A 22,965-nucleotide genomic window follows, 5' to 3' on the forward strand; every position below is an offset into this window, starting at 1 on the left:
ATAATGGTGGCACAGCTATGACGGAGATCATGGAAACGGATGGGACGCAGGTTATATTGCTTCAACAGCTTCTGGAACTTCTGTGACACAAAATCTGGTTGCAGAAGGTTCCCCATGCCGTCCACGCAGATGAAATCCAGATAGGAAGGATTATAGGAGGCTCCACACAGGTTCCTTTGATACTGCTGGGCGTGGTAGAGGTTTACAAAATACTGATAGGTGTAGGAGCACAGCGGGAGGGTGCGCTGGCTGCTCTCCGTTTTCGTGATCCCGTCTCTGACAACAGTTCTAATCTGGTCATCGATCTTCTCTTTGACCACAGTTGTGGAAATGGAGATCCTTCCGGTGTCAAAGTCAATCGCCGACCACCGCAGGCCCAGAAGCTCGGAGCGGCGCAGGCCGTAGAAGCAGGCCAGGAAGATAGGCACCGCAATGGGCTCGTGCTGGGTGGCCTGGAGCAGCTGGGCCACCTCCTCAACGCTGTAAGGCTGGGGCCCATGGTACTTGACCCGTTCGGGCCGGTTGGCGAAGTCGGCCACGTTCTCCCGGATATACCTGTGCTTCACCGCCCATTGCAGGGCAGAGCGGATGATGGCGTGATGCTTGATCACCGTGTTTGGGTTGAGGCCGTTGGAGATCTTGAAGGTGTAGTAGTCCTCCAAATCTCCGGCTGTCACGCTGCTGACGGTGATTTTACGTGGGTCAAAATAGGGGACGATGTGCAGATTCAGAATGTTGATATACTGATTATAGGTCGTAACGGAAATGTTGGGCCTGTCCATCTCAACCCAGGAGGCGATATGCCGGCTCAACAGCGTATTCATGGGCTCGATGTTCTCGATGCCCTGATACTGAACCAGAAGCTCGTTGAGCATGGTTTCTGCCCTCCGCTTGTTGCCTTTGACATCCAGACCGAGTGAGAACCACTTCTGAACCCGCTTGCCATGTTGATCCCGGAAGTTGAGGACGGCAAAATACTTGCCGTTTTTGATCTGGAGACTGCCGGTCATTCCTGCTCACCGCCCTTGTCCCCGGTGGGGCATTGCTGATTGACATACTCGATCAAAGCACTTTTGGGGATCTTATAGGTGTTTCCGATCTTGAAGCTCTGGATCTTCCCGGCCTCCAGGAGCTTGTATGCCCCCGCCCGGCCAATCCCCAGGGCTTGCCGCAGGTCTTTGATCCCGAGAACATCGGGATAATTGGCAAACATTTTGACTTCTTCTTGCTGTTTCATACCAAATCACCTTTCTCGATGCTGAATTGGCTTTTTCAAGCTCTAATTGTCTGTTAGGTCTGTTTTCTTTTTTACAGACAGGCCGAAAAAGGCCCCGGCGTACCATTCCAGTACGCCGGGGCTTCCCTGCATCAAGAAGATAATATGTGGCTGAAAAGTTGGAACATATCAGCATCCCCTGGATTGATATATTTTTACGGCACAGAATTTCTCTAAATTTGTATTTAATACTTATGAATTTTCTTTACGTATAGAACCGGAACAGTTGCATGACAGTCAAAAATTGAGGAAAATAGCGAGTTAAAGTCAGAAAAAATTACGAAAAATCGAAGTGTGTAGCGTGGCGGCCAGTGAAAGCCCTCCGAGTTGAGAAAACAAGGTGCATCTACGACCAGCAGCAAAAATCCTTGTTATGCAATTTGCTTGCCTGCAAAGCACACCCCAAAACTGAAAAACAAGTAGAAACAAGGAAAAAGTGGGCGAACAGCCCACACCCAGGCGCTCCGAAAAGGGGCGCCTTTCTTTTTGCCCACACGGAGGTGAGCGCATGGGCGAGCAAGGGTTTGACTACTATTACGGAGACGAAAGCGGCCAGTTTTCCTTCTACCGCATCCCCCGTCAGTTGATTACCGGGGCACGTTTCAAGAGGTTGTCCACGGACGCCAAACTGCTGTACGGCCTTCTGCTGGACCGCATGGGGCTCTCCGCCAAGAACGGCTGGTATGACGAAAAAGGCCGGGTCTATATCTACTACCCGCTGGAGGAAATCCAGCAGGATATGAACTGCGGCCACGACAAGGCCACAAAGTTGCTGGTGGAACTGGACAGCGGCAAAGGTTTCGGCCTAATCGAGCGCATCCGGCAGGGCCAGGGCCGCCCCACCAAGATTTACGTCAAGCGGTTTACCACCCGTGAAATACCGCCCAGGCCCGCCCTGCCCCAGGCTCCTCCCAGTAGTCAAGAGTGCGGGAAAGTCGCAGCCCAGACTGCGGAAAAACCGCAGTCTGGATTGCGGAATATCCGCAGACAAGAGTGCGGAAAACCCGCAGCAAGTTATATTGAATCTAATCAGACTGATTTTATCTATACTGATCCATCTATCTATCCCGCACAGCCTCCGCCGAATATGGAATGGATAGATCGAAACGATTGCCGAAGAGAGGTGGAAGAGCGGATAGAGGCTCAAGCCCTCAGACGGCAGTTTGGGTACGACGATGTGGAGAGCGTGGTGGAACTGATGACCGACACCCTATGCAGCACCCGCCCCACGCTCCGCATCGGTGGAGAAGAAATCCCTGCCGAGCAGGTGAAAGGCCGGTTCTTGTCTCTGGACTACGGCCATTTGGAGTATGTATTTGACTGCCTGCGGAGGAACACCACGCAAATCCGAAATATCCGCGCCTATCTGCTGACCGCCCTGTATAACGCTCCTGTCACCATGAGCCCCTACTACCAGGCGGCTGTCCAGCATGATTTTGGCCCATAACAGCGGTTGAAATGCGTCTCCATTTGAGACGCGTTTTTCGACAAAATATCTTGAACAGGAGGATTTTATCATGCCCGACAAGAAACAAAACCCGCTGATCGGCGCGTTCCGCGACGCCGCCCCCAGCCCCCCGCCAGATCCCCCCGCCGCCGGGGAGAAAAAAGGGGCCGAGCCGGTCCAAATCACGATGGACCTTAAATCGGCCGGGACCGCTCCCCAGGCCAAACCCCCGGAGCCGTCCAAGGTGGACGCGGCCCCCAAGCAGTCTCCTACTGTAAAGGATGCTCCCGCAGCGGGTAAGCCCCTGGAACAGCCCAAGGCGGAGACCACCCCCAAGGCCCCCGACGCCGCCCTTCCGAAGGAGGCAAAGCCGGAAAAGGCCCCCGCTGGAGACGTGAAAGCCCCGGCTGACCCCAAGGCTCCCCCTGCCGATCCCTCGAAAGCGCCCCAGGGCGATAAAACTCCGGTCGGAGACACCAAGGCTGCGCCCGCACCCAAAGCCTCTGATACCGTTCCCCCGAAAGATGGTAAATCGGCCGAAGTGCCTAAATCCGCCGATACCGCTGATCCAAAAAAGGTGCCAGCGGAGAAGGATGCCGACGCCCCGCCTAAAAAGGCAGATTCCAGCAAGGCCACGGACGATAAGAAGGACAAGGAGACAAAAGAGGCGGAGAATCCCACTGCCGAAAAGTCAGATGAGGCGGGACAGCACCGCTTCATTCCCCTGTCTAAAATTCATGACCTGCCGGGGACGTATGTGAAGGACCAGCCCAAGGCAGATTACTCCGCCATGATCCAGAGCATAAAAGCGGAGGGGCTGAAGGAGCCGGTCATTCTCCGCCAGCGGGAGGATGGTGAGTATCAACTGGTAGACGGTTTCCACCGGATGCAGGCCATTAAGAAGGCCGGTATGCTGGAGGTCAGGGCAGATGTCTATGATATGTCGCTGAAGGAGGCGTCGGATTACCGCCGCGCCCGCCATTCGGATAAGCCCCTCCCCATTCCCGGCAAATTGATCCCGCCCAACGCCCCCGCCAAGGATAAGGCCACCGCTCCGCCCGCCCAGGAGGCCCCCAAGGATAAGGCGGATGAGGCGGAGATCCCGGAGGACTTCAAACTGCCTCTCACCCACGAAGGGCAGTCGGAACTTATCACCACGCTGAAGGTCTCTGAAATTCACCCCTTTGAGGGCCATCCGTTCAACGTGAAGGATGACAAGGACATGATGGATCTGGTGGACAGTATCAAAAAATTCGGCGTTTTGGAGCCTGTGGTCGTCATTCCCCGTCAGGCGGGCGGCTATGAAATGATCTCCGGCCACCGCCGCCGCAGGGCTTGCGAACTGGCCGGGATCGCCACCATGCCGGTCATTGTCCGGCAACTGGACCGGGACGAGGCCGTTATCTCCATGGTGGACGCCAACCTAAAACGGGAGAACATCAGCCCCATGGAGAAGGCCCGCGCCTACGCGATGAAACTGGAGGCCATGCGGCACAAGGCGGGCCGCCGTTCCAAGGAGGAAACTGCCGCGCTGGAAGCATCGGGGAAAAAGCCCATGCGCGCCGATGAGGAGTTGGCCCAGCAGACCGGAGAGAGCCGGAGCAACATCCAAAAACTGGTGCGTTTGAACAACCTGACACCGGAGTTGCAGCAGATGGTGGAGGACAAAACTCTCCCGGTCCACACCGCCGCGGATCTGTCCTACCTAAAGAAGGAGGAGCAGGCGGCAGTGGCCGACGCCATCCAGAAGGAGGATAAGGTGCCCACCGGAGCCCAAGCGGTGGAGTTAAAAAAGGCCAGCCAGGAGGGTAAACTGACCAAGGAGAAGATCGAGCAGGCGGTGGCCCCCACCAAGCGGGAAGAGACCCCACCGCTGAAAATCACGCTGATGGAAGAGGACCTGCGGCCCTACTTCCCCGACAAGCGTACCACCATCCCTGATGTGAAACGGGGCGTTCTGGAGGCGCTGGACCTTCGGAAGAAGGCCCTGGAGCGCCAGAAGGCCAAAGCCCAGGCGGATAAGGACGGCAAGAAAAAGCCGGAACCATCGAGGTGATTTGCCATGGGGGAGAACAGATCGTGCATGGGCTACAGGGTCATCAAGAGCAGGCAGTTCAAGACAGTGGAAATCGTCCTGGCCTATAACCCCAACGCCGTGTAGCCCTATGTGACCTGGAAAGCATACGCCCATAGGCAATTCCAAGACTTTACGTTCGGCCACTACTTTTCCAAGCGTGAGGCTGCGGAAAAAGATTTTCAGCGGCGTGTGAAAGAAGTGCGGGAAACGGAACCGCCCATCCGCAGGCCGCGTAAGCATGAAGATCAGGAGAGATGAGCGCCCCAAAGGGCGCTTTTTTCATTCCCCAAGGAGGTGAACCGCGGCATGAATGGTCAATCGGAGGCGTCGGAGGCGCGGTTAAAGGCCCTGACGGACAAACTGGAAACTGGCGTCTCCCATATTTTTGAAAGCGATCAGTACACGGAATACCTCACCACTATGTCAAAATTCCACCATTACAGTTTCAGAAATATCCTGCTGATCTTCATGCAGCGGCCAGATGCCACCTGCGTGGCGGGCTACAATGACTGGAAAAACAAGTTTGGCCGCCACGTCAAGGCCCATGAGCACGGCATCCAGATTTTGGCCCCTTCCACTCACCGGAGATGGGTTCAGCAGGAGAAACGGGACCTGGAGACCAACCAGCCGGTGTATGGCGCGGACGGCCAGCCCATCATGGAGTGGGTCAAGACGGAGACGGTCACATACAGGATCGTGACCGTGTTTGATGTTTCCCAAACCGAGGGAAAAGAACTCCCCACGTTGGGCGTGATGGAACTGTCCGGCGATGTGGCGGAGTACGAACGCATTGTTTCGGCGCTGGTCGCCTTGTCCCCTCTGCCAGTGGTATTTGAGGCGTTTCCCGGCGCGGCGAAGGGGTATTGCAGTTATGTGGAACAGAGGATCGTGATTCAGCCCGGCATGAGCCAGGTACAGACCATCAAGACGCTGGTGCATGAGGTCGCCCACGCCAAATTACATTCCCCGCTGGATATACTGGAAGAAACCAGGCCGGACCGGAGCACCCGCGAGGTGGAGGCGGAGAGCGTGGCCTATGTGGTCTGCCAGCACTTCGGCATCGACACGGCAGACTACTCCTTCGCCTATGTTGCGGACTGGAGCCGGGGCAAAGATCTGGAGGTACTGAAGGCGTCCATCGGGCGCATCCATGCCCTTGCCGCCGAACTGATCGCCGGCATCGAGGGGCCGGAAAAGGAACTTCAAAAGGCACCTTCCCACCGTCAGCGAAAGGCTGGCCGCACAGCCAGGCGCAGGCGGCAGGACGCCCCCGCCAGATAAGAGGTTCTCCGTTAATTCGTCTCGATTTGAGACGCGTTTCGACAATTTCCCGGCCAAACGTGAAAAAAATTTGAAAAAGGAGTGAGCAAGAATGGAGGCTAACAGCCGGATGAGAGAGATCACCGGCAACTTACGGCGCGATATGAAAGACCTTTTGGGTGAGAGCGCCCATATCGTGACCGGCTTTTTCAAGCGCGGCGTGTGTACGGTCCGGGCGGTGGCGGACAAATGGCGGACCTTCACCCAGGATATTTCCGCCGCCGTGGACGAACTAATGAAACCGCCGTTTTTAGAGGGCGGGCCGGACGCCCCTCTCTCCACCATGGAGGAAGGCGCGGAGCCCATCGTCACCGTAACAGGGATCATTGACAGGAATTTCCCCATTGGAAAGCAAATGCCCTTGTCCCTGGCGAATGTGTATGTGGCGGAGATGGACGCCGCCTACCGGGAGGAGGAATTGCCCGCCCAGCCAGTCAAGGTGCGGATCGACTATATCCGGGATGGCCGGACAGACTGCTACTGCCTCCCCCTCCACATCGGGGCGGGCGGCAGTCTGCTGGAACAGATGGAGCGGCATTTAGAGACCTACCGCGCCGACCCGAACCGTGTCTCGGCCCTGTTCCAGCAGGCCCCGGAGGCATACCGCCTCCAGTTGGAAGAGGAATTTACTCCCTTTGTCCGGGAGAGCCTGGAGGATCTGTCCCAAGGCACCTTGCAATATTTCCAGCGTCACTGCGATATTTCCGAACTGGAACAGCAGTTGCAGGGGCAGGCCGCCGTCCTGCCGGAGAGCCAGCGGGCACCGTTTGAAGATAAGGCGGCAAAGACCGTTTTCAGCCTGCGCCGGGCGGCGAATGGGGCCGTTCCACAGGAAGAGCACACAGATCAGACGGAGCAGAGAGCGGCACACCCTGTCCCGGCCAGCCGGGAGGCAGTGCCGGGTGAGATGACGCAGCCCCCACAACAGGCAGAGGGAGGCGAGAGCCCCCAGCGGTCGGTGAAGGTCAAAATCCGCCGTCTGAAACAGAAGCAGGCCAGACGGCCGCAGCGCCCAAAGGTCCATCTTACCCCTGAGCGATGAAAGGCGGCGCCTATGAAACAACAGGAGTTATATCGCTACTACTCCACCCAGCGGCCCGTGGACCTTGGGACTTATCCCAAGGAGCCGGACAATCCTCTGGTGGGGTTTCTCAACTACGATGACCGGATCAGCGTGGAGCACGGCGCATATCGGGCCTGGGGGGAAGTGACCTATCGCGCCCCCCTTACCACAGACCAGTTGATCCAGTATGAATTGCAGCCATCACGGGACAACCCGGATGTGCGAGAGACCATGAAGGAGCAGGCCCAGGCGGTGGGACAGTGGGAGGAGCGAAACCACATCCCGTTTGACCGGCGGCTGACGCAGTGCATCGGGATCGGCGTCTATACCTGCAAGGTTCGCGTCACCCCGGCACAGTTGGCCGAACGGCATCGGATCGCCGTGGACCTTCCCCTTGTCCCCCGCTTTCGGCCCAAAATCAAAAAGCCTCAGCAAATCGAGGAAAGATAGGAGGATCGTTTATGGATTCTGTCAATGCGGGCACAGCCCGGTTTGAAGAAGTGGAGATTTTAGGCATCCCCGCTCTGTTCACCACACTGCGCGTAGACCGCGCCACTGTTCCCAAGGGGATGTACGCCTATGATATGCAGACGGACGCGGAGGACTGGAGCCAGCCCTGCCTGTTGGCACGGCGTGTCCTGGTGGAGCATTTCGGGACAGTGCTCACCGCCAGCCCCATCCACCTGCCGGAGAAGGGGTATCTGGACTTATCCCCCGGCAATTTTAAGGAGCAGGGCATCGGTCAACTGACGGTGGCGGAGTTTGAGGCAAAGCAATTATCCCCCGACTACCAGCTCTCCCGGCCCTGGAGCGCCGCCAAAAGACGGCACAGCCCGGTACTCAACCGATAGATTTGCCATGAAGAAGGCCGCAATACACCGGGACAGGGCAGCTCGGCCAGATTGGAGGTGAATCGAGGAAATGGCAAAGAAATCCTTTTATGAAGTCGGCAGTTATACGGGGGACCTGCAAGAGGGCACTGACTTCTTTGTCCGCCGGCAAATGCGATACTTAGGCGAAAATGCCAACTTCAAGCCCTTTCTGAATACCCCCATCAAGGAACTGGAACAGCAGTTGAAAGAGAGCAAGGCGGCGGAAAAGAAGATTTTTACGGAAGTGCAAGCAGCGGCCAAAGCCTGGGACGCACACGGGGCACAGACCCTTCTGCTGACCAAGGCTATTGAATACCTGAAAACCCCTGTGGTGGAGCACACCGGCAACGAGTGGAAACAGCGCAAAGATGGCTCCTGGGAGATCAGCAACCTGGTCTACAAAATGACTTTCAGCATCATCAAGTTTAGGGATGAGTGGAAGTTGTCCTGGGAACTGCAATACACCGCCCCCGGCCTCGCTCAGGTAAAATACCACTCCTACTATGACCGGGGGCCCAAAAAGCGGATCGTGTATGAGGGTGCGAAAAAGTATAAGACCCTGGCAGGGGCACAGAAGTATATCCAGAGCAAATTTGACCAGTATGCGGAATATTTTGAGAGTATTTCTCCCCCGATTCCCATAGAGGCAAAGGCGTTGTTCTGCGTCAACGGCCAACTGTTGCAAGGCTACTCCGTCCTGCGCACTCCCCCGGCCAGGGAGGAAGTCACGGTCAGCGACCTTCTGGACTGTCTGGATGAGGCGGATATGGAGGTTTCGCCCCCACCGGAGCAGGCCGTACCCAGCGGAGGTGAGGTTCAGCCGGAGACGCCGGTACAAGCGCCGCCGGAACTGGCCGCAGGGCCTCCGCCATCGGAGCGAAAGCAGAAACCGCCGCCTGCCAAGCCCGCCCCTGCCGCCAAGAAGAAGGGGCCGTTGAAAAAACGGCCTGCACTGGTGCGATAGGAGGGCGGGTATGGCATACACGCATATCACCCCTGGCTGGGAGATCGAAATGTCCGCCCATTACTATTCGGATAAAAACGCGGACCGTGTCGCGGAACTGATCCAACTGCCGCGGGAGGAATTAGCTGCCATGGAGGAGGCCAGCGTGGCAAAGGAAAAAACCATTTTCTCCAAATGTTCTGAGATCGAGACCGAATGGAAGAAACAGGCGGCGGAGACGGCGGCGCTCCGTAAGGCAAGAGAGTATTTGCGGGCCCTGCCGGTGGAGCACACGTCCAACCAGTGGAAAGTCAATCAATTCGGCTGGCACGTATTGAGCAACATGGTGTATAAAATGTCGTATCGCGTGTCCGAGCATAAGAAGCCGGATGGAACTCTTATCAACTGCGCTTTATCCTGGGATATTCATTATAATACGCTCCAGCATCCTACTCCCGACTACACCGGCCCCGGCTGGAAGATCGCTGGGCAGAGCGACAAAGTGTTTGCCACTAAGGAGGAAATGGAGCGATACCTGCAAGGCCGGATCAAAGCCTACGCCCACCTGTTCACGGAAATTTCCCCACCTATCCCACAGGATCAAAAGGGCCGGTTTTGCGTCAACGGTGTTTTGCTCCCAGGCTACACCGTGGAGGTCCCGGAGCGCACGCCCCAAGAGGTGGCGGATGACCTTCTCTCCCTTCTGGAGGACGGGGACCTGCCGGAGCAGTCGGAGGGCGACCCCCCTTCACCGCCGTCTGAAAAAGCGGGATCGCCTCTTGAAACGCAGGCTGCTGCCCCACATGAGCGCCGCAGCCCCAAGGAAGATCCAAAAACCGCACATAAAAAGAAACCGCAGCCCTTGAAAAAGCGCAGCACCGCCCCCACACGGTAGACAGCGGCGCAGTGCGCCGCTGTCCGCGCAAGCATAGCATTTTGGTGTCAAAATGCACTCACAGGGATGAAGCTATGACCCTTTACCAATTTTCGGTTGGACTCGTCTGCGTAGAATTCTCCGCTAAACAAGCCCTGATCCTTTTGTACTTGCTGCCCTATGTTCTTTTACGCCCGTTTTCTCCGGGTTTCAGGCGCCTGCAACGTCTCCCTTGTCAAAAGGCACCTCAGGCGATGGTGTTTTTTTCTGCCGTTTATTCTTCCGCCGTCATGTTGCTGTTGACCACATTGAAATGGTGGTTCACCGCCAGCATCAGGTGGGTCTTGTCCCGGCGGCGCAGGGCGTCCACCATCTGCTCGTGGGCGTACTGGAGCTGATTGCCGGTGCGGGGATTCTGGAGGATCCGGCGGCGCATGTCGCTGATGAACCGGTCGATGGTGGAGGACAGGGCCCGGAGAATCTGAATGATGAGCTGATTGCCCGAAATGGCGGCAATCTCGTCGTGGAGCTGCTTGTCCAGCTGGGCCCCCATCTCCGGCGGGCAGGCGGTCATCTGCCGCACCAGGCTGTCCAGCCGGTCCACCTGGCTGTCGGTGATCCGGTCCACCGCCAGCAGCGCCGCCTGCAGCTCCAGCCCCGACCGCAGCTCGGCCAGCTGGTGGTAGTCGATCTGCTGGAGCAGAATGAGCATGTCAAAGGAATCCTGCAAATTGCGCTGGATGTTGCAGCTGATGAAATTGCCCGCCCCCTGGCTGCTCACCAGAAAGCCCATGTGCTCCAGCAGGCGGACGGCCTCCCGCACGGAATTGCGGCTGATGCCCAGCTGCTCGGCCAGCTCCCGCTCGGGGGGCAGGGACTGGCCCAGGGTGAGCTTGCCATCCCGGAGGGCGTCCTCCAAATAGGTCAGTACGTGCTCGTAGGATTTCTGCTGTTCCACCATATGCTCAGCCTCCCTTTCCAAACGATATCTGTGGACTTGTCAGATTGTAACCATTATACCACATCAGTCAACAAGTTGTAAAAGTAGTGCCAATTCGAAAAACTGGTAGGGCCAAAATTGCACAAAAATGACACTAGGAAACTTATGCACCCATACAAATTTAGCTTAAAGTCCAATTAAAGCCGGATATTCCCTTGACATTTTGCCGTCATGCGCCTAATATTGCTTTTGAAAAAAGCAAACGGGTGCGTATAGATTTTCTTTTGGTTCTACCATAAGAATGACGGTGTAAGGGAGTGTCTGGCTGTGTTTGTGCGGTTTGTGCTTGCTCTGCTTCCCATCCTCTGGCTGGCTGTGGCCCTCAGCGTCTGGAAACGCCCCGCCTATCAGGTCTGCCCCCTGGCGCTGGCGCTTACCGTGCTGCTGGCCCTGTTCTACTGGAAGAGTCCGGGGACGGAGGTTTTGACCGGCGGCCTGGAGGGAGCCGTCATGGCCCTGTGGCCCATCTCGCTGGTGATCGTGGCGGCGGTGTTCACCTATAATCTGACGGTGCGCACCGGGGCCATGGAGCGCATCAAGGGGATGCTCACCGCGGTGACCCGGGACAAACGGGTGCTGGTGCTCCTGATCGCCTGGGGCTTTGGGGGCTTTATGGAGGGCATGGCGGGCTTCGGCACCGCGGTGGCCATTCCGGCAGGCATCCTGTGCGGCCTGGGCTTCGACCCCATCTTCTCCGCTCTGGTATGTCTGGTGGCCAACGCCACCCCCACCGCCTTCGGCTCCATCGGCATCCCCACCATCACCGCCGCCTCGGTGGCGGGACTGGAGGCCGGCCCCACCGCGGTGGTGGTGGTGCTCCAGCTGGCCCTGATGGTGGTGCTCACCCCCCTGCTGATGGTGATGATGACCGGCGGCGGAGTCCGGGCCCTGAAGAGGGTCTGGCCGGTGGCCCTGGGCTCCGGAGTGGCCTTCGTGATCCCCGAGTTTCTCACCGCCAAGTATGTGGGGGCGGAGCTGCCGGCGGTCACCGGCTCGGTAGTGTGCATGGTGGTAACCATCCTTCTCTCCAAGCTGCTCAAGGGGGAACCCCCCGCCCAATACGCCCTGCCCAGGACCCAGGAGCAGACCGGCCTCACCGTCAGGGACGGGGCGCTGGCCTGGTCCCCCTTCATCCTGATCTTCGTGCTGCTGCTGGCCACCTCCAGCCTGGTACCCCCCATCCATAACCTGCTGGCGGCCGTCAAAAGCGACGTGGTGATCTACTCCGGCCAGGGGGCCAGCCCCTATACCTTCTCCTGGGTCAATACCCCCGGCGTACTGATCTTTATCGCCGCCTTTGTGGGCGGCGCCCTGCAGAAGGCCAGCCTGAAGGTGATGGGCCAGGTGCTGTGGGCCACCCTGAAGCAGATGTCCAAGACCATCATCACCCTGGTGTCCATCCTGGCGGCGGCCAAGATCATGGGCTACTGCGGCATGACCAGTGACATCGCCGCCTTCCTGGTGGCGGTCACCGGGTCGGCCTACCCCATTGTGGCCCCCCTCATCGGCTCCATCGGCACCTTCGTCACCGGCAGCGCCACCTCCGCCTCGGTGCTATTCAGCGGCCTGCAGGCGGAGACCGCCTCCGCCCTGGGGATGGACGCCGTCTGGCTGGTGGCCGCCAACACCATCGGCGCCACGGCGGGCAAGATCATCTCCCCCCAGAGCATCTCCATCGCCACCGCCGCCACCGATACGGTGGGGCAGGAGAGTACCATCTTGCGGAAATCCATCGGATATTATATCCTGTTTGTAGTGGTGTTCGGTCTCATCGCGCTGCTGGCCCACCCGCTGGCGGCCCTGGTTCTGTGACCGGCGCACCGGAAGGAGGAACGGCATATGGCGCAACTCAAACTGCCCTTTGGCCGGGGGCACATCACGGCGGACATCCCCGACGGCCGCCTGGCCGGGGTGCTCCAGTCCAGGGCCCACAGCTATCAGGCCAAGGCGGACCAGCCGGAGCTGGTGCGTCAGGCCCTGGAAAACCCCATCGGCTCCCCCCGCCTGCGGGAGCTGGCGGCGGGCAAGAACAAAGTGGTCATCCTCAGCAGCGACCACACCCGCCCGGTACCCAGCAAGGTGATCCTGCCCCAGCTGGTGGAGGAACTCCGGGCGGGAAATCCCGACGCGGAGATCACCGTACTGGTGGCCACCGGCTTCCACCGGCCCACCACCGAGGCCGAGCTGCTGGACAAATACGGCGAGACGCTTTACCGCCACTCCGGGCTGCGCTTCGTCATCCATGAGAGCGGTAAAAAAGAGGACATGGTCCACCTGGGCACCCTGCCCTCCGGCGGGGAACTGCTTATCAACAAGCTGGCGGCGGAGGCCGACCTGCTGGTGGGAGAGGGCTTCATCGAGCCCCACTTCTTCGCCGGGTTCTCCGGCGGCCGCAAGAGCGTGCTGCCGGGGGTGTCCAGCCGGGAGACCGTGCTGGCCAACCACTGCTCCGCCTTTATTGACAGTCCCAATGCCCGCACCGGCATCCTGGACGGCAACCCCATTCACCGGGATATGCTGTATGCCGCCCAGCAGGCCAAGCTGGCTTTTATCTGCAACGTGGTCATCGACGCTGACAAGCGGGTGATCGCCGCCTTCGCCGGACACTTCGACCAGGCCCACCGGGCAGGGTGCGCCTTTGTAGACCAGCTCTCCGGCGTGGATGCGGTTCCCGCTCCCATCGTCATCACCACCAACGGGGGCTACCCCCTGGACCAGAACCTGTACCAGTCGGTGAAGGGCATGACGGCGGCGGAGGCCACCTGCGCCCCCGGCGGGGTGATCATCATGGTCTCCGCCTGCAGCGACGGCCACGGCGGCCAGTCCTTCTACGACACCTTCGCCCATGAGCCGGACAACCGGAAGATCATGGACCGGTTCCTGGCCACCCCCAGCGACCGCACCATCCCCGACCAGTGGGAGGCCCAGATCCTGTGCCGGGTGCTCCTGCAGCACCCCGTCATCCTGGTGACTCAGGCCCCCCGGGAGATGGTGGAGGCCATGCACCTCCACTGGGCGGCCGACCTGCCCGCCGCCATTGCCCTGGCCGACCGGCTGCTGGGTAAGGCAGACAGCCCCATCACCGTCATTCCCGACGGGGTTTCGGTCATCGTACGCAAGTAAAGGCAAATCCGATGTGATGTTATCAAATAAAGGGGAGCGTTTTTATGAGCCAGTACAACAAGGTCACCCCCGAGCTGATTGAGGCCCTGAAGGCCGCCGTGCCCGGCCGGATCAGCGTGAACGGGGACATCAACGAGGACTTTTCCCACGACGAAATGCCCATCTACGGCAAGGCCATGCCCGAGGTGGTGGCGGAGTGCCTGACCACCGAGGAGGTGGCCGCCGTCATGAAGCTGTGCAACGAGAACCGGGTGCCCGTCACCCCCCGGGGCGCCGGCACCGGCCTCACTGGCGGCGCGGTGGCCATCCACGGCGGCGTGGTTCTGTCCACCACCAAGATGAACAAGATCCTCTCCTACGACACCGAGAACATGGTGGTCCGGGTCCAGGCGGGCGTGCTGCTCAACGACCTGGCGGAGGACGCCGCCAAGCAGGGTTTCCTCTATCCCCCCGATCCCGGCGAGAAGTTCGCCACCCTGGGGGGCAACGTGGCCACCAACGCCGGCGGCATGCGGGCGGTGAAGTACGGCGCCACCCGGGACTATGTGCGGGCCATGACGGTGGTGCTGCCCACCGGCGAGATCGTCCATCTGGGGGCCAGCGTGTCCAAGACCAGCTCGGGCTACTCCCTGCTCAACCTGATGATCGGCTCCGAGGGCACCCTGGGCATCATCACCGAGCTCACTCTCAAGCTCATCCCCGCCCCCAAGGAGGTCATCAGCCTGGTGGTGCTCTACGAGAACCTGGAGGACTGCATCTCCACCGTGCCCAAGCTGATGATGGCCAACCTCCACCCCCAGGCCCTGGAGTTCATGGAGCGGGAGATCGTCCGCCTGTCCGAGAGCTACCTGGGCAAGAGCACCTTCCCTCAGACCTTTGAGGGCACCGCCGTCAACGCCTACCTGCTGGTCACCTTTGACGGCGAGAACGAGGATCAGCTCACCGAAATTATCGAGCAGGCCTCCGAGGTGGTGCTGGAGGCGGGCGCCCTGGACGTGCTGGTGGCCGACACTCCCCAGCTGAAGAAGGACGCCTGGGCCGCCCGGTCCACCTTCCTGGAGGCCATTGAGGCCAACACCAAGCTGCTGGACGAGTGCGACGTGGTGGTGCCGGTGAACCAGATCGCCCACTATGTCACCTACATCAAGGAGATCTCCGAAGGCTACGACTTTGAGGTCAAGAGCTTCGGCCACGCCGGCGATGGCAACCTGCACATCTACACCTGTTCCAACGACATGGAGCTGGCCGCGTTTGAACAGCAGGTGGCCGACTTTATGGAGAAGGCCTACGCCAAGGCCACCGAGCTGGGCGGCCTGATCTCCGGCGAGCATGGCATCGGCCACGGCAAGCTGGACTACCTGGCTCAGATGGTGGGCCCGGTCAACATGCGTCTGATGCGCGGCATCAAGGAGGTCTTTGACCCCAATCTGGTGCTCAATCCCGGCAAGGTCTGCTACAAGCTGTAATAGAAAGACGACTTACATAGAAGGAGGAACCCGTTATGGCATATCTGATTTCGGAAGAGGCTCAGGAGCTGCTGGGCGCTGTCAAGGAGTTCTGTGAGAAGGAAGTCAAGGAGCAGTGCAAGGAGTACGACCGCTCCGGCGAGTGGCCCAAGGAGATTTACGACAAGGCCATCGAGATGCAGCTGCACATGCTGGAGGTGCCCGAGGAGTACGGCGGCATGGGCCTGAGCCGGGTGGACGTGGCCGCCCTGTTTGAGGAGATGGCCAAGGCCGACGCCGGCTTTGCCACCACCATCTCCGCCAGCGGCCTGGGCACCAAGCCGGTGCTGATCGCCGGCAGCGAGGAGCTGAAGAAGCGGGCCTGCCAGCTGATCGTGGACGGTGGCTTCGGCGCCTTCTGCCTCACCGAGCCGGGCGCCGGCTCCGACGCCAGCGCCGGCAAGACCACCGCCGTGAAGGACGGCGACAGCTACATCCTCAACGGCCGCAAGTGCTTCATCACCAACGGCGGCATCGCCTCCTTCTACTGCGTCACCGCCATGACCGACAAGTCCGCCGGCGTGAAGGGCATGTCTATGTTCTTTGTGGAGGCCGGCACCCCCGGCCTGTCCACCGGCCACGAGGAGGACAAAATGGGCATCCGCACCTCCAACACCTGCGACGTGGTGTTTGAGGACTGCCGCATCCCCGCCTCCAACCTGATCGGCGCGGAGGGCAAGGGCTTCTCCATCGCCATGAAGACCCTGGACCAGGCCCGGACCTGGATGGGCTGCGTGGCCACCGGCATCGCCCAGCGGGCCATGGAGGAGGCCATCGCCTACGGCAAGGAGCGCATCCAGTTCGGCAAGCCCGTGCTGAAGAACCAGGCCCTCCAGTTCAAGGTGGCCGACATGGCCATCAAGATCGAGACCGCCCGCCAGATGGTGGCCCACTCCCTGACCCTGATGGATCAGGGCCTGCCCTACTCCAAGGAGTCCGCCATCGCCAAGTGCTACGCCTCCGACATCGCCATGGAGGTGGCCTCCGAGGCCATCCAGATGTTCGGCGGCTACGGCTACAGCCGGGAGTACCCGGTGGAGAAGCTGCTGCGGGACGCCAAGATCTTCCAGATCTTTGAGGGCACCAACGAGGTGCAGCGCATCGTGGTGGCCAACAACACCATCGGCAAATTCTAAGGCGGGGAGCGTAACGACATGGAAATTCTGGTATGTCTCAAGCAGGTGCCCGACGACTCGGTGGAGCTCCACCTGAAGCCCGGCACCCAGGAGGTGAACCTGGAGGGGGTCACCCCCGTGGTCAACGCCTTTGACACCTACGCTCTGGAGATGGCCACCCGCCTGAAGGAGGCGGTGGGCGGCAGCATCACCGCCATCACCATCGGCCCCGAGGGGGCCAAGGACGCGGTCAAGACCTGCCTGGCGGTGGGGGCCAATCAGGGCTGCCTCATCACCGACCCCTCCTTCGAGGGGGCGGACACCCTGGGCAAGAGTAAGATCCTGGCCGCCGCCATCCGCAAGCTGGAGGCCGACGCCGGCAAGCCCTTCGACCTGATCTTCTGCGGCCGGGAGGCCACCGACAAGGCCTCCGGCCAGGTGGGCCCCCAGCTGGCCGAGGCCCTGGGCGTGGGGGTGGTCACCGACCTGGTGGACATCCAGCAGACCGACGCCGGCGTGCAGGCCAAGCAGGAGACCGAGGAGGGCTACCGCCTGGTGGACGCCCCCCTGCCCTGCGTGGTCACCGTAAACAAGCCCCCCTATGATCCCCGCTATCCCACCATCAAGAGCAAGCTGGCCGCCCGCAAGATGCCCATTCCCACCCTGGACGCCGCCGCGCTGGGCGGCGTGGCCCCCGGCGCCGCCGGCAGCCATGTGGTGAAGGTGTACGAGCCGGCCAAGCGGCAGGCGGGCGTGAAGCTCAAAGAGGAGACCTGCGAGGAGACCGTGGCCAAGGCCATCGCCATGATGGCGGACGCCAAGGTGCTGTAAAGGAGAGAGCGGTATGGATTGGGGAAATCGCAAGGATATTCTGGTCTTTCTGGAACAAAAGGACGGAAAGGCCCTGAACGGGGCGCTGGAGTGCCTCACCCCCGCCCGGGCTCTGGCCCAGCACACCGGCGGGCAGGTTCTGGCCGTGCTGATGGGCACGGACAACGCCGGGGCGGCGGAGAAGGTTGCCCCTCTGGCTGACGGCGTGCTGGCCGTCACCGGCGGGGACTATTCCGACGGGGCGGCGGACGCCTTCACCTGGGCGCTGGAGCAGCTGGCCGCCCAGTATGAGCCCGCGGCGGTGCTGGCGGGCAACACCCCCCTGGGCCGGGAGATGACCGCCCGGCTGTGCGCCCGGCTGGGGCTGGGCAGCGTCCAGGACGCCACCGCCCTGACCTGGGACGGGGACACCCCGGTGTGGACCGTGCCCCTGTACGGCGGCACCGTGCTCAACGACGTGGTGGTGGACACCCTGCCGGTGGTAGCCACCACCCGCTCCGGCGCCTTTGCCAAGCCGGAGGCCGGCCAGGCCGGCCCCGTTACCCCGGTGGAGCTCCAGGTGCCCGCCGACGCGGTGAAGGTCAAGGTGGCCCAGGCGGTGAAGGAGCTCTCCGAGGCGGTCAACCTGGAGGAGGCCAAGGTCATCGTCACCGGCGGCCGGGGCATGGGCTCCAAGGAGCAGTTTGCCCTGGTGGAGGAGCTGGCCGCCCTGCTGGGCGGCGTGGTGGGCGCCACCCGTCCCGCCATCGAGGACGGCTGGGTCTCCCGGGCCCATCAGGTGGGCCAGTCGGGCAAGATCGTGGCCCCCGCCCTGTACATCGCCTGCGGCGTGTCGGGCGCCACCCAGCACGTGTCCGGCATGAGCGGCTCGGGCTATGTGGTGGCCATCAACAAGGATGAGGACGCCCCCATCTTCGACGTGGCCGACGTGGGCATCGTGGGGGACGTGGCCAAGGTCCTCCCCCTGATGATCGAGGAGATCCGTCAGCGCAAGGCGGAGTAACCTTTCTAAAGGCAGATCCAGAAGGGTCTCGTCCCCTTGGGGGGCGGGCCCTTCTGTTTTTTGGGGTTGCCTTTTGGGGGAAAGTGTGATATCCTCGAACGGCAGCCAAAGGCTAGCAAAATAATAGGAAAAAGGAGGAAAATCAGGTGGACCTATGCGGACGAAGTACCAACGCGGGCTGTGAGCTTCCCTCAGGGGACAGGGCTGGCGCCGCCTGGTTTTCCCTGTAAGCAGGGCAGGCCGGGCGGGGCCCGGCTGTCTGTTCCCAAATACGGAAGGTTCCGCCGCGGGGAGCGGCCGGGTATGAAACCCGGACGCTTTGCCGCGGCGCGCCTGTTTTGGTCACTTCCTCGCTGTATTTTAACGACAGGAGGAGAGACCCATGAAACAGAATCTGACCCTGGAGGCGCTGCGGCAGCTGCTGGAGCGCCGGGATATGTGCGCCCTGCGGGACGCACTGACCCAGACCCACCCCGCCGACCTGGCGGAGCTGCTGGATGAGCTGGACCGGCCGGAGATGCTGGCGGTCTTCCGGGCCCTGCCCAAGGAGCTGGCGGCGGAGGTGTTTTCCGACCTGCCGCCGGAGGACCAGCAGGCCCTGATCCAGGCGGCCACCGACCAGGAGCTGTCCGCCATTGTGGAGGAGCTGTGGGTGGACGACGCAGTGGACCTGCTGGAGGAGTTGCCCGCCGGCGTGGTGAAGCGGGTGCTCCAGGCCGCCCGGCCGGACACCCGGCAGCTCATCAACCAGTTCCTCCACTACCCGGAGAACTCGGTGGGCAGCATCATGACCGCCGAATTTACCGACCTGAAGCGGGACATGACGGTTGCCCAGGCCATCGCCCATATCCGCAGGACGGGGGCGGACTCGGAGAGCATCTATACCTGCTACGTCACCGACGCCGCCCGGCGTCTGGAGGGCGTGGTCACCATCCGGGAGCTGCTGCTGGCCGGGGACCAGGCCCTGGTGGCCGACCTGATGGAGCGGGACGTGATCACCGCCGGGACCGGCGAGGACCGGGAGGAGGCGGTGGCCCGGCTGATGAAGTACGATTTCCTCTCCCTGCCGGTGGTGGACAGGGAGGGCCGGCTGGTGGGCATCGTCACGGTGGACGACGGCATGGACGTGCTGGAGGAGGAGGCCACCGAGGACTTTGAGAAGATGGCGGCCATGGCCCCCTCGGAAAGGCCCTATCTGAAAACCGGGGTGTTCACCCTGGCCCGGCACCGCATTGTGTGGCTGCTGGTGCTGATGATCTCCGGCATGATCACCGGCGGCATCCTGGGCCGGTATGAGGCGGCCTTCTCCGCCATGCCCTTGCTGGTCACCTTCATTCCCATGCTCACCGACACCGGCGGCAACGCCGGCAGCCAGTCCAGCACTCTGGTGATCCGTGGCATGGCGGTGGGCGAGATCCGCCTGCGGGACTTTGCCAGGGTTTTTTGGAAGGAGCTGCGGGTGAGCATGCTGGTGGGGGCCGCCCTCAGCACGGTAAACTATGTCCGGCTCATCCTCACCTACCCGGGCCAGACCGCCACCGCCCTGACGGTGGCCGCCGCCCTGTTTGTCACGGTGCTGCTGGCCAAGACGGTGGGGGGCGTGCTCCCCATGGCGGCCAAGTTCTTCAAGGCCGACCCGGCCATTATGGCCGCCCCCCTCATCACCACCATTGTGGACGCCATCTCCCTGGTGGTCTACTTCAACATCGCCAGCGCTCTGCTGCCCCTTGCATGAAAAAATCCCTGTCCGCATCGGCGGACAGGGATTTTTCAGTTTCAGTTCTCCTTGCCCCGGCGCACATCCCCGATCACCTTGATGATCTGGATGACCAGAGTGGGCAGGAAGGCCAGCAGAACGATCTCTCCCAGGTTGGCGACTCCGAAAGCGGGAGCCACCATAAACAGGCCCTTCAGGCCGGGGATAAAGAGCACCGCCAGCAGCAGCACCACGCCGGCAAAGAAGGCCATGACGGAGTACTTGTTGGTGGAGAACTTCAGGCGGAAGATGGACGCGTCGCCCCGGCAGTTGAAGCCGTGGAACAGACGGGCCAGGGTGAGGGTGGCGAAGGCCATGGTGGAGGCCAGGACGGCGTCGCCCCCCTGATAGCCCAGGTAGAAGGCAATCATGGTGACGATGGCGATGAGCAGGCCCTGGCCGCCGATGCGGGAGAGCAGGGACTTGTTCAGGATGGGCTCCTTGGGATCCCGGGGCTTCTGCTTGAGCAGGCCCTTCCGGGCGGGCTCCATGCCGATGGCGATGGCGGGCAGGGAGTCGGTGAGCAGGTTGATGAACAGCAGGTGCACCGGCTGGAAGGGCACGGGCAGGGCCAGCAGGGAGGCGTAGAGCACGCAGAAGATGCCGGCGGTGTTGCCCGAGAGGAGGAACTGGATGGCGTTCTTGATGTTGGTGTACACGCTGCGGCCGTTGACCACCGCCTTGACGATGGTGGCGAAGTTGTCGTCGGCCAGGATCATGGAGGCGGCGTCCTTGGATACCTCGGTGCCGGTGATGCCCATGGCCACGCCGATATCCGCCTTCTTCAGGGCGGGGGCGTCGTTGACGCCGTCGCCGGTCATGGACACGATGTTCCCCTTCCGCTGCCAGGCGTTGACGATGCGGATCTTGTGCTCGGGGGACACCCGGGCGTACACCGAGATCTTCTCCAGCCGTCCGTCCAGATCGGCGTCGGTCATCTGGTCCAGCTCCAGGCCGGACACCGCCTCGTCCCCGTCCCGGAAAATCCCCAGCTGGCGGGCGATGGCGGAGGCGGTCACCTTGTGGTCGCCGGTGATCATGATGGTGCGGATGCCGCCCCGCTTGGCGTCGGCCACCGCCTGCACCGCCTCGGGCCGGGGCGGGTCGATCATGGAGATAAGGCCGATGAAGGTAAACTCGTTTTCATCCTCCAGGGTCAGGGGCCGGACGGCCTCCAGCTCCCGGTAGGCGAAGGCCAGCACCCGCAGGCCCTCCATGGACAGCTCCATATTCACCCGGGCGATCTCCTCTTTCCGCTCCGGGGTCAGCTCCACCTTCCCCTCCCGGGTCAGCAGCCACTTGGACCGGTCCAGCAGCACGTCGATGGCCCCCTTGGTAAACAGGGTGGGGGTGCCGTCGATGTCGTGGAGGGTGCTCATCAGCTTGCGGTCGGAGTCAAAGGCCAGCTCTCCCAGCCGGGGATGCTGGGCCCGGTAGCTCTCCTCGTCCACCCCGAACTTCTCTCCCAGCATCACCAGGGCCACCTCGGTGGGGTCGCCGATGGAGGCGCCGGTCTCCTCATTGTTGGTGGCGTCGCTGGCCAGCAGGGCGGCCTTGAGCAGCAGCCGCTGCACGTCGTTGACCAGCTCCAGGTCGTCCCCCTCCAGCAGGGAGCCGTCGGCGTACACCTTCTGGGGGTCATCTTGTTCTGGGTCAGAGTGCCCGTCTTGTCCGAGCAGATCACCGACACGCACCCCAGGCTCTCCACCGCCTTCAGGTCCTTCATGATGGCGTTCTGTTTGGCCATCTTCTGGGTGCCCATGGCCAGCACAATGGTGACGATGGAGCTGAGGGCCTCGGGGATGGCGGCCACCGCCAGGGCCACGGCGAACATGAGGGAGTCCAGCACTCCCATGCCGGTACGGAACACCGACAGGGCAAACACCACCGCGCAGATGGCCATGATCACGATGGCCAGCTTGGCGGAGAAGCTGTCCAGGGACTGCTGCAGGGGGGTCTTGCGCTGCTGGGTCTGGTTCATGAGGGCGGCAATCTTGCCCAGCTCGGTATTCATGCCGGTGGCGGTGACCAGCACGGTGGCCCGGCCGTAGGTCACCAGGGAGCCGGAAAACACCATGCTCTTCTGGTCGCCCAGGGCCACCTGGCCGCCGGTGATCACGTCGGCGGTCTTTTCCACACCCTCGCTCTCGCCGGTGAGGGAGGACTCATTGACCTTGAGGGAGAAGTTCTCCAGCACCCGGCCGTCGGCCACCACCATGTCCCCGGCCTCCAGCAGCACGATGTCGCCGGGCACCACGTCGGCGGAGGGGATCTCCACCCGCACGCCGCCCCGCAGCACCTTGGCGGTGGGGGAGGACATGGCTTTCAGGCTTTCCAGGGATTTTTCCGCCTTCAGGTACTGGACGGTGCCCAGAATGGCGTTGAGGATGAGTACGGCAAAAATGACGATGGTGCTCTCCACATTCTCCGACGCGGCGGAGATGAGGGCGGCCACAATGAGGATGACCACCAGCAGGTCCTTGAACTGCTCCAGGAAGATCTGGAGCACGCTCTTCTTCTTGCCCTCGGAGAGCTTGTTGGGGCCGTACTGCTCCAGCCGGCTCCGGGCCTGCTGGTCGGACAGTCCCTTCTGGTCGGCCTGCTGCGCCTCCAGCGCCTGGGATACGCTTTTGCTGTAGTATGGCTCGTTTGTCATAAGATCCCTTCCTTTTTTTATTGAAATATGAGATAATAATGGTGTAGATGGCACCTTGCTACGAAAATAAGTAGCGAGGGCGTGAACCTTGACAAACAGGCTTT

General features: G+C 61.3%; 18 protein-coding genes and 1 pseudogene. 15 read left to right on the forward strand and 4 right to left on the reverse strand.

The genetic code is table 11. The annotated features are described in order from the left end of the window. Both QZ378_RS06100 and QZ378_RS06105 read right to left on the reverse strand, forming a co-directional pair. A partial coding sequence (locus QZ378_RS06100; protein ID WP_291257660.1) for a tyrosine-type recombinase/integrase occupies positions 1 to 1,010 on the reverse strand: 1,010 nt, incomplete at its 3' end. Further along, positions 1,007 to 1,237 carry a helix-turn-helix domain-containing protein gene (locus QZ378_RS06105; protein WP_291257661.1) on the reverse strand — a complete coding sequence of 77 codons (231 nt, stop codon included), beginning with the start codon at positions 1,235 to 1,237 and terminating at the stop codon, positions 1,007 to 1,009. The genes QZ378_RS06105 and QZ378_RS06100, both read right to left, overlap by 4 nt. Before the next feature lie 547 nt (positions 1,238 to 1,784). On the opposite strand from QZ378_RS06105, the gene QZ378_RS06110 reads away from it, so the two are divergent. The 8 genes from QZ378_RS06110 (at position 1,785) to QZ378_RS06145 (ending at position 9,893) form a co-directional block, all read left to right on the forward strand. Continuing rightward, a complete protein-coding gene (locus QZ378_RS06110) occupies positions 1,785 to 2,723 on the forward strand; it encodes a DUF6017 domain-containing protein (protein WP_191385196.1) in 939 nt (312 codons plus the stop codon). A 577-nt stretch (positions 2,724 to 3,300) separates the two neighbouring features. After that, positions 3,301 to 4,779: a ParB/RepB/Spo0J family partition protein gene (locus tag QZ378_RS06115; protein ID WP_291257662.1), complete on the forward strand. Its 1,479-nt coding sequence runs from the start codon at positions 3,301 to 3,303 to the stop codon at positions 4,777 to 4,779. 327 nt (positions 4,780 to 5,106) lie between these two features. Next, complete coding sequence (locus tag QZ378_RS06120; protein ID WP_087397700.1) at positions 5,107 to 6,081, forward strand: ArdC-like ssDNA-binding domain-containing protein; 975 nt, start codon at positions 5,107 to 5,109, stop codon at positions 6,079 to 6,081. A 109-nt stretch (positions 6,082 to 6,190) separates the two neighbouring features. Then, on the forward strand, positions 6,191 to 7,162 hold the full coding sequence (locus QZ378_RS06125) for a hypothetical protein (RefSeq protein WP_191385198.1): 972 nt from the start codon (positions 6,191 to 6,193) through the stop codon (positions 7,160 to 7,162). 12 nt (positions 7,163 to 7,174) lie between these two features. Further along, entirely contained in the window at positions 7,175 to 7,633 is a 459-nt protein-coding gene (locus QZ378_RS06130; RefSeq protein WP_087240435.1) for a hypothetical protein, read from the forward strand. 11 nt (positions 7,634 to 7,644) lie between these two features. Continuing rightward, positions 7,645 to 8,034 (forward strand): LPD28 domain-containing protein, encoded by a 390-nt coding sequence (locus tag QZ378_RS06135; protein ID WP_087240437.1) that lies wholly within the window; start codon positions 7,645 to 7,647, stop codon positions 8,032 to 8,034. Between the two features lie 70 nt (positions 8,035 to 8,104). Continuing rightward, entirely contained in the window at positions 8,105 to 9,019 is a 915-nt protein-coding gene (locus tag QZ378_RS06140) for a hypothetical protein (RefSeq protein ID WP_291257663.1), read from the forward strand. A 10-nt stretch (positions 9,020 to 9,029) separates the two neighbouring features. Continuing rightward, entirely contained in the window at positions 9,030 to 9,893 is an 864-nt protein-coding gene (locus QZ378_RS06145) for a hypothetical protein (protein WP_087397690.1), read from the forward strand. Between the two features lie 253 nt (positions 9,894 to 10,146). Here QZ378_RS06145 and QZ378_RS06150 read toward each other — a convergent pair whose 3' ends face one another. Further along, complete coding sequence (locus QZ378_RS06150; protein WP_087240445.1) at positions 10,147 to 10,833, reverse strand: FadR/GntR family transcriptional regulator; 687 nt, start codon at positions 10,831 to 10,833, stop codon at positions 10,147 to 10,149. 306 nt (positions 10,834 to 11,139) lie between these two features. Between QZ378_RS06150 and QZ378_RS06155 the strand changes: the two genes are divergently transcribed. The 7 genes from QZ378_RS06155 to mgtE all read left to right on the forward strand — a co-directional run bounded on the left by QZ378_RS06155 (position 11,140) and on the right by mgtE (position 20,184). Continuing rightward, positions 11,140 to 12,684, forward strand: a complete 1,545-nt coding sequence (locus QZ378_RS06155; protein WP_087240447.1) for a lactate permease LctP family transporter — start codon at positions 11,140 to 11,142, stop codon at positions 12,682 to 12,684. Positions 12,685 to 12,711: 27 nt separating this feature from the next. Then, positions 12,712 to 13,995, forward strand: a complete 1,284-nt coding sequence (gene larA / locus QZ378_RS06160; RefSeq protein ID WP_191380099.1) for a nickel-dependent lactate racemase — start codon at positions 12,712 to 12,714, stop codon at positions 13,993 to 13,995. A gap of 44 nt (positions 13,996 to 14,039) precedes the next feature. Further along, entirely contained in the window at positions 14,040 to 15,461 is a 1,422-nt protein-coding gene (locus tag QZ378_RS06165; RefSeq protein ID WP_291257664.1) for an FAD-binding oxidoreductase, read from the forward strand. A 35-nt stretch (positions 15,462 to 15,496) separates the two neighbouring features. Further along, positions 15,497 to 16,636: an acyl-CoA dehydrogenase family protein gene (locus QZ378_RS06170; protein WP_087240453.1), complete on the forward strand. Its 1,140-nt coding sequence runs from the start codon at positions 15,497 to 15,499 to the stop codon at positions 16,634 to 16,636. Between the two features lie 18 nt (positions 16,637 to 16,654). After that, on the forward strand, positions 16,655 to 17,446 hold the full coding sequence (locus tag QZ378_RS06175; RefSeq protein WP_087240455.1) for an electron transfer flavoprotein subunit beta/FixA family protein: 792 nt from the start codon (positions 16,655 to 16,657) through the stop codon (positions 17,444 to 17,446). Positions 17,447 to 17,459: 13 nt separating this feature from the next. Continuing rightward, positions 17,460 to 18,449, forward strand: coding sequence for an electron transfer flavoprotein subunit alpha/FixB family protein (locus QZ378_RS06180; protein ID WP_087240457.1), 990 nt, complete (start codon positions 17,460 to 17,462; stop codon positions 18,447 to 18,449). 382 nt (positions 18,450 to 18,831) lie between these two features. Next, the gene (gene mgtE / locus QZ378_RS06185; RefSeq protein WP_087397685.1) at positions 18,832 to 20,184 is read left to right on the forward strand and encodes a magnesium transporter; all 1,353 of its coding nucleotides are present in this window, start codon (positions 18,832 to 18,834) and stop codon (positions 20,182 to 20,184) included. 41 nt (positions 20,185 to 20,225) lie between these two features. Here mgtE and QZ378_RS06190 read toward each other — a convergent pair. After that, a pseudogene (locus QZ378_RS06190) lies at positions 20,226 to 22,861 on the reverse strand (cation-translocating P-type ATPase). Between the last annotated feature and the right edge of the window lie 104 nt (positions 22,862 to 22,965).

Origin of the sequence: Flavonifractor sp. (assembly GCF_019422385.1) — a bacterium.
GTDB classification, from domain to species: domain Bacteria; phylum Bacillota; class Clostridia; order Oscillospirales; family Oscillospiraceae; genus Flavonifractor; species Flavonifractor avistercoris.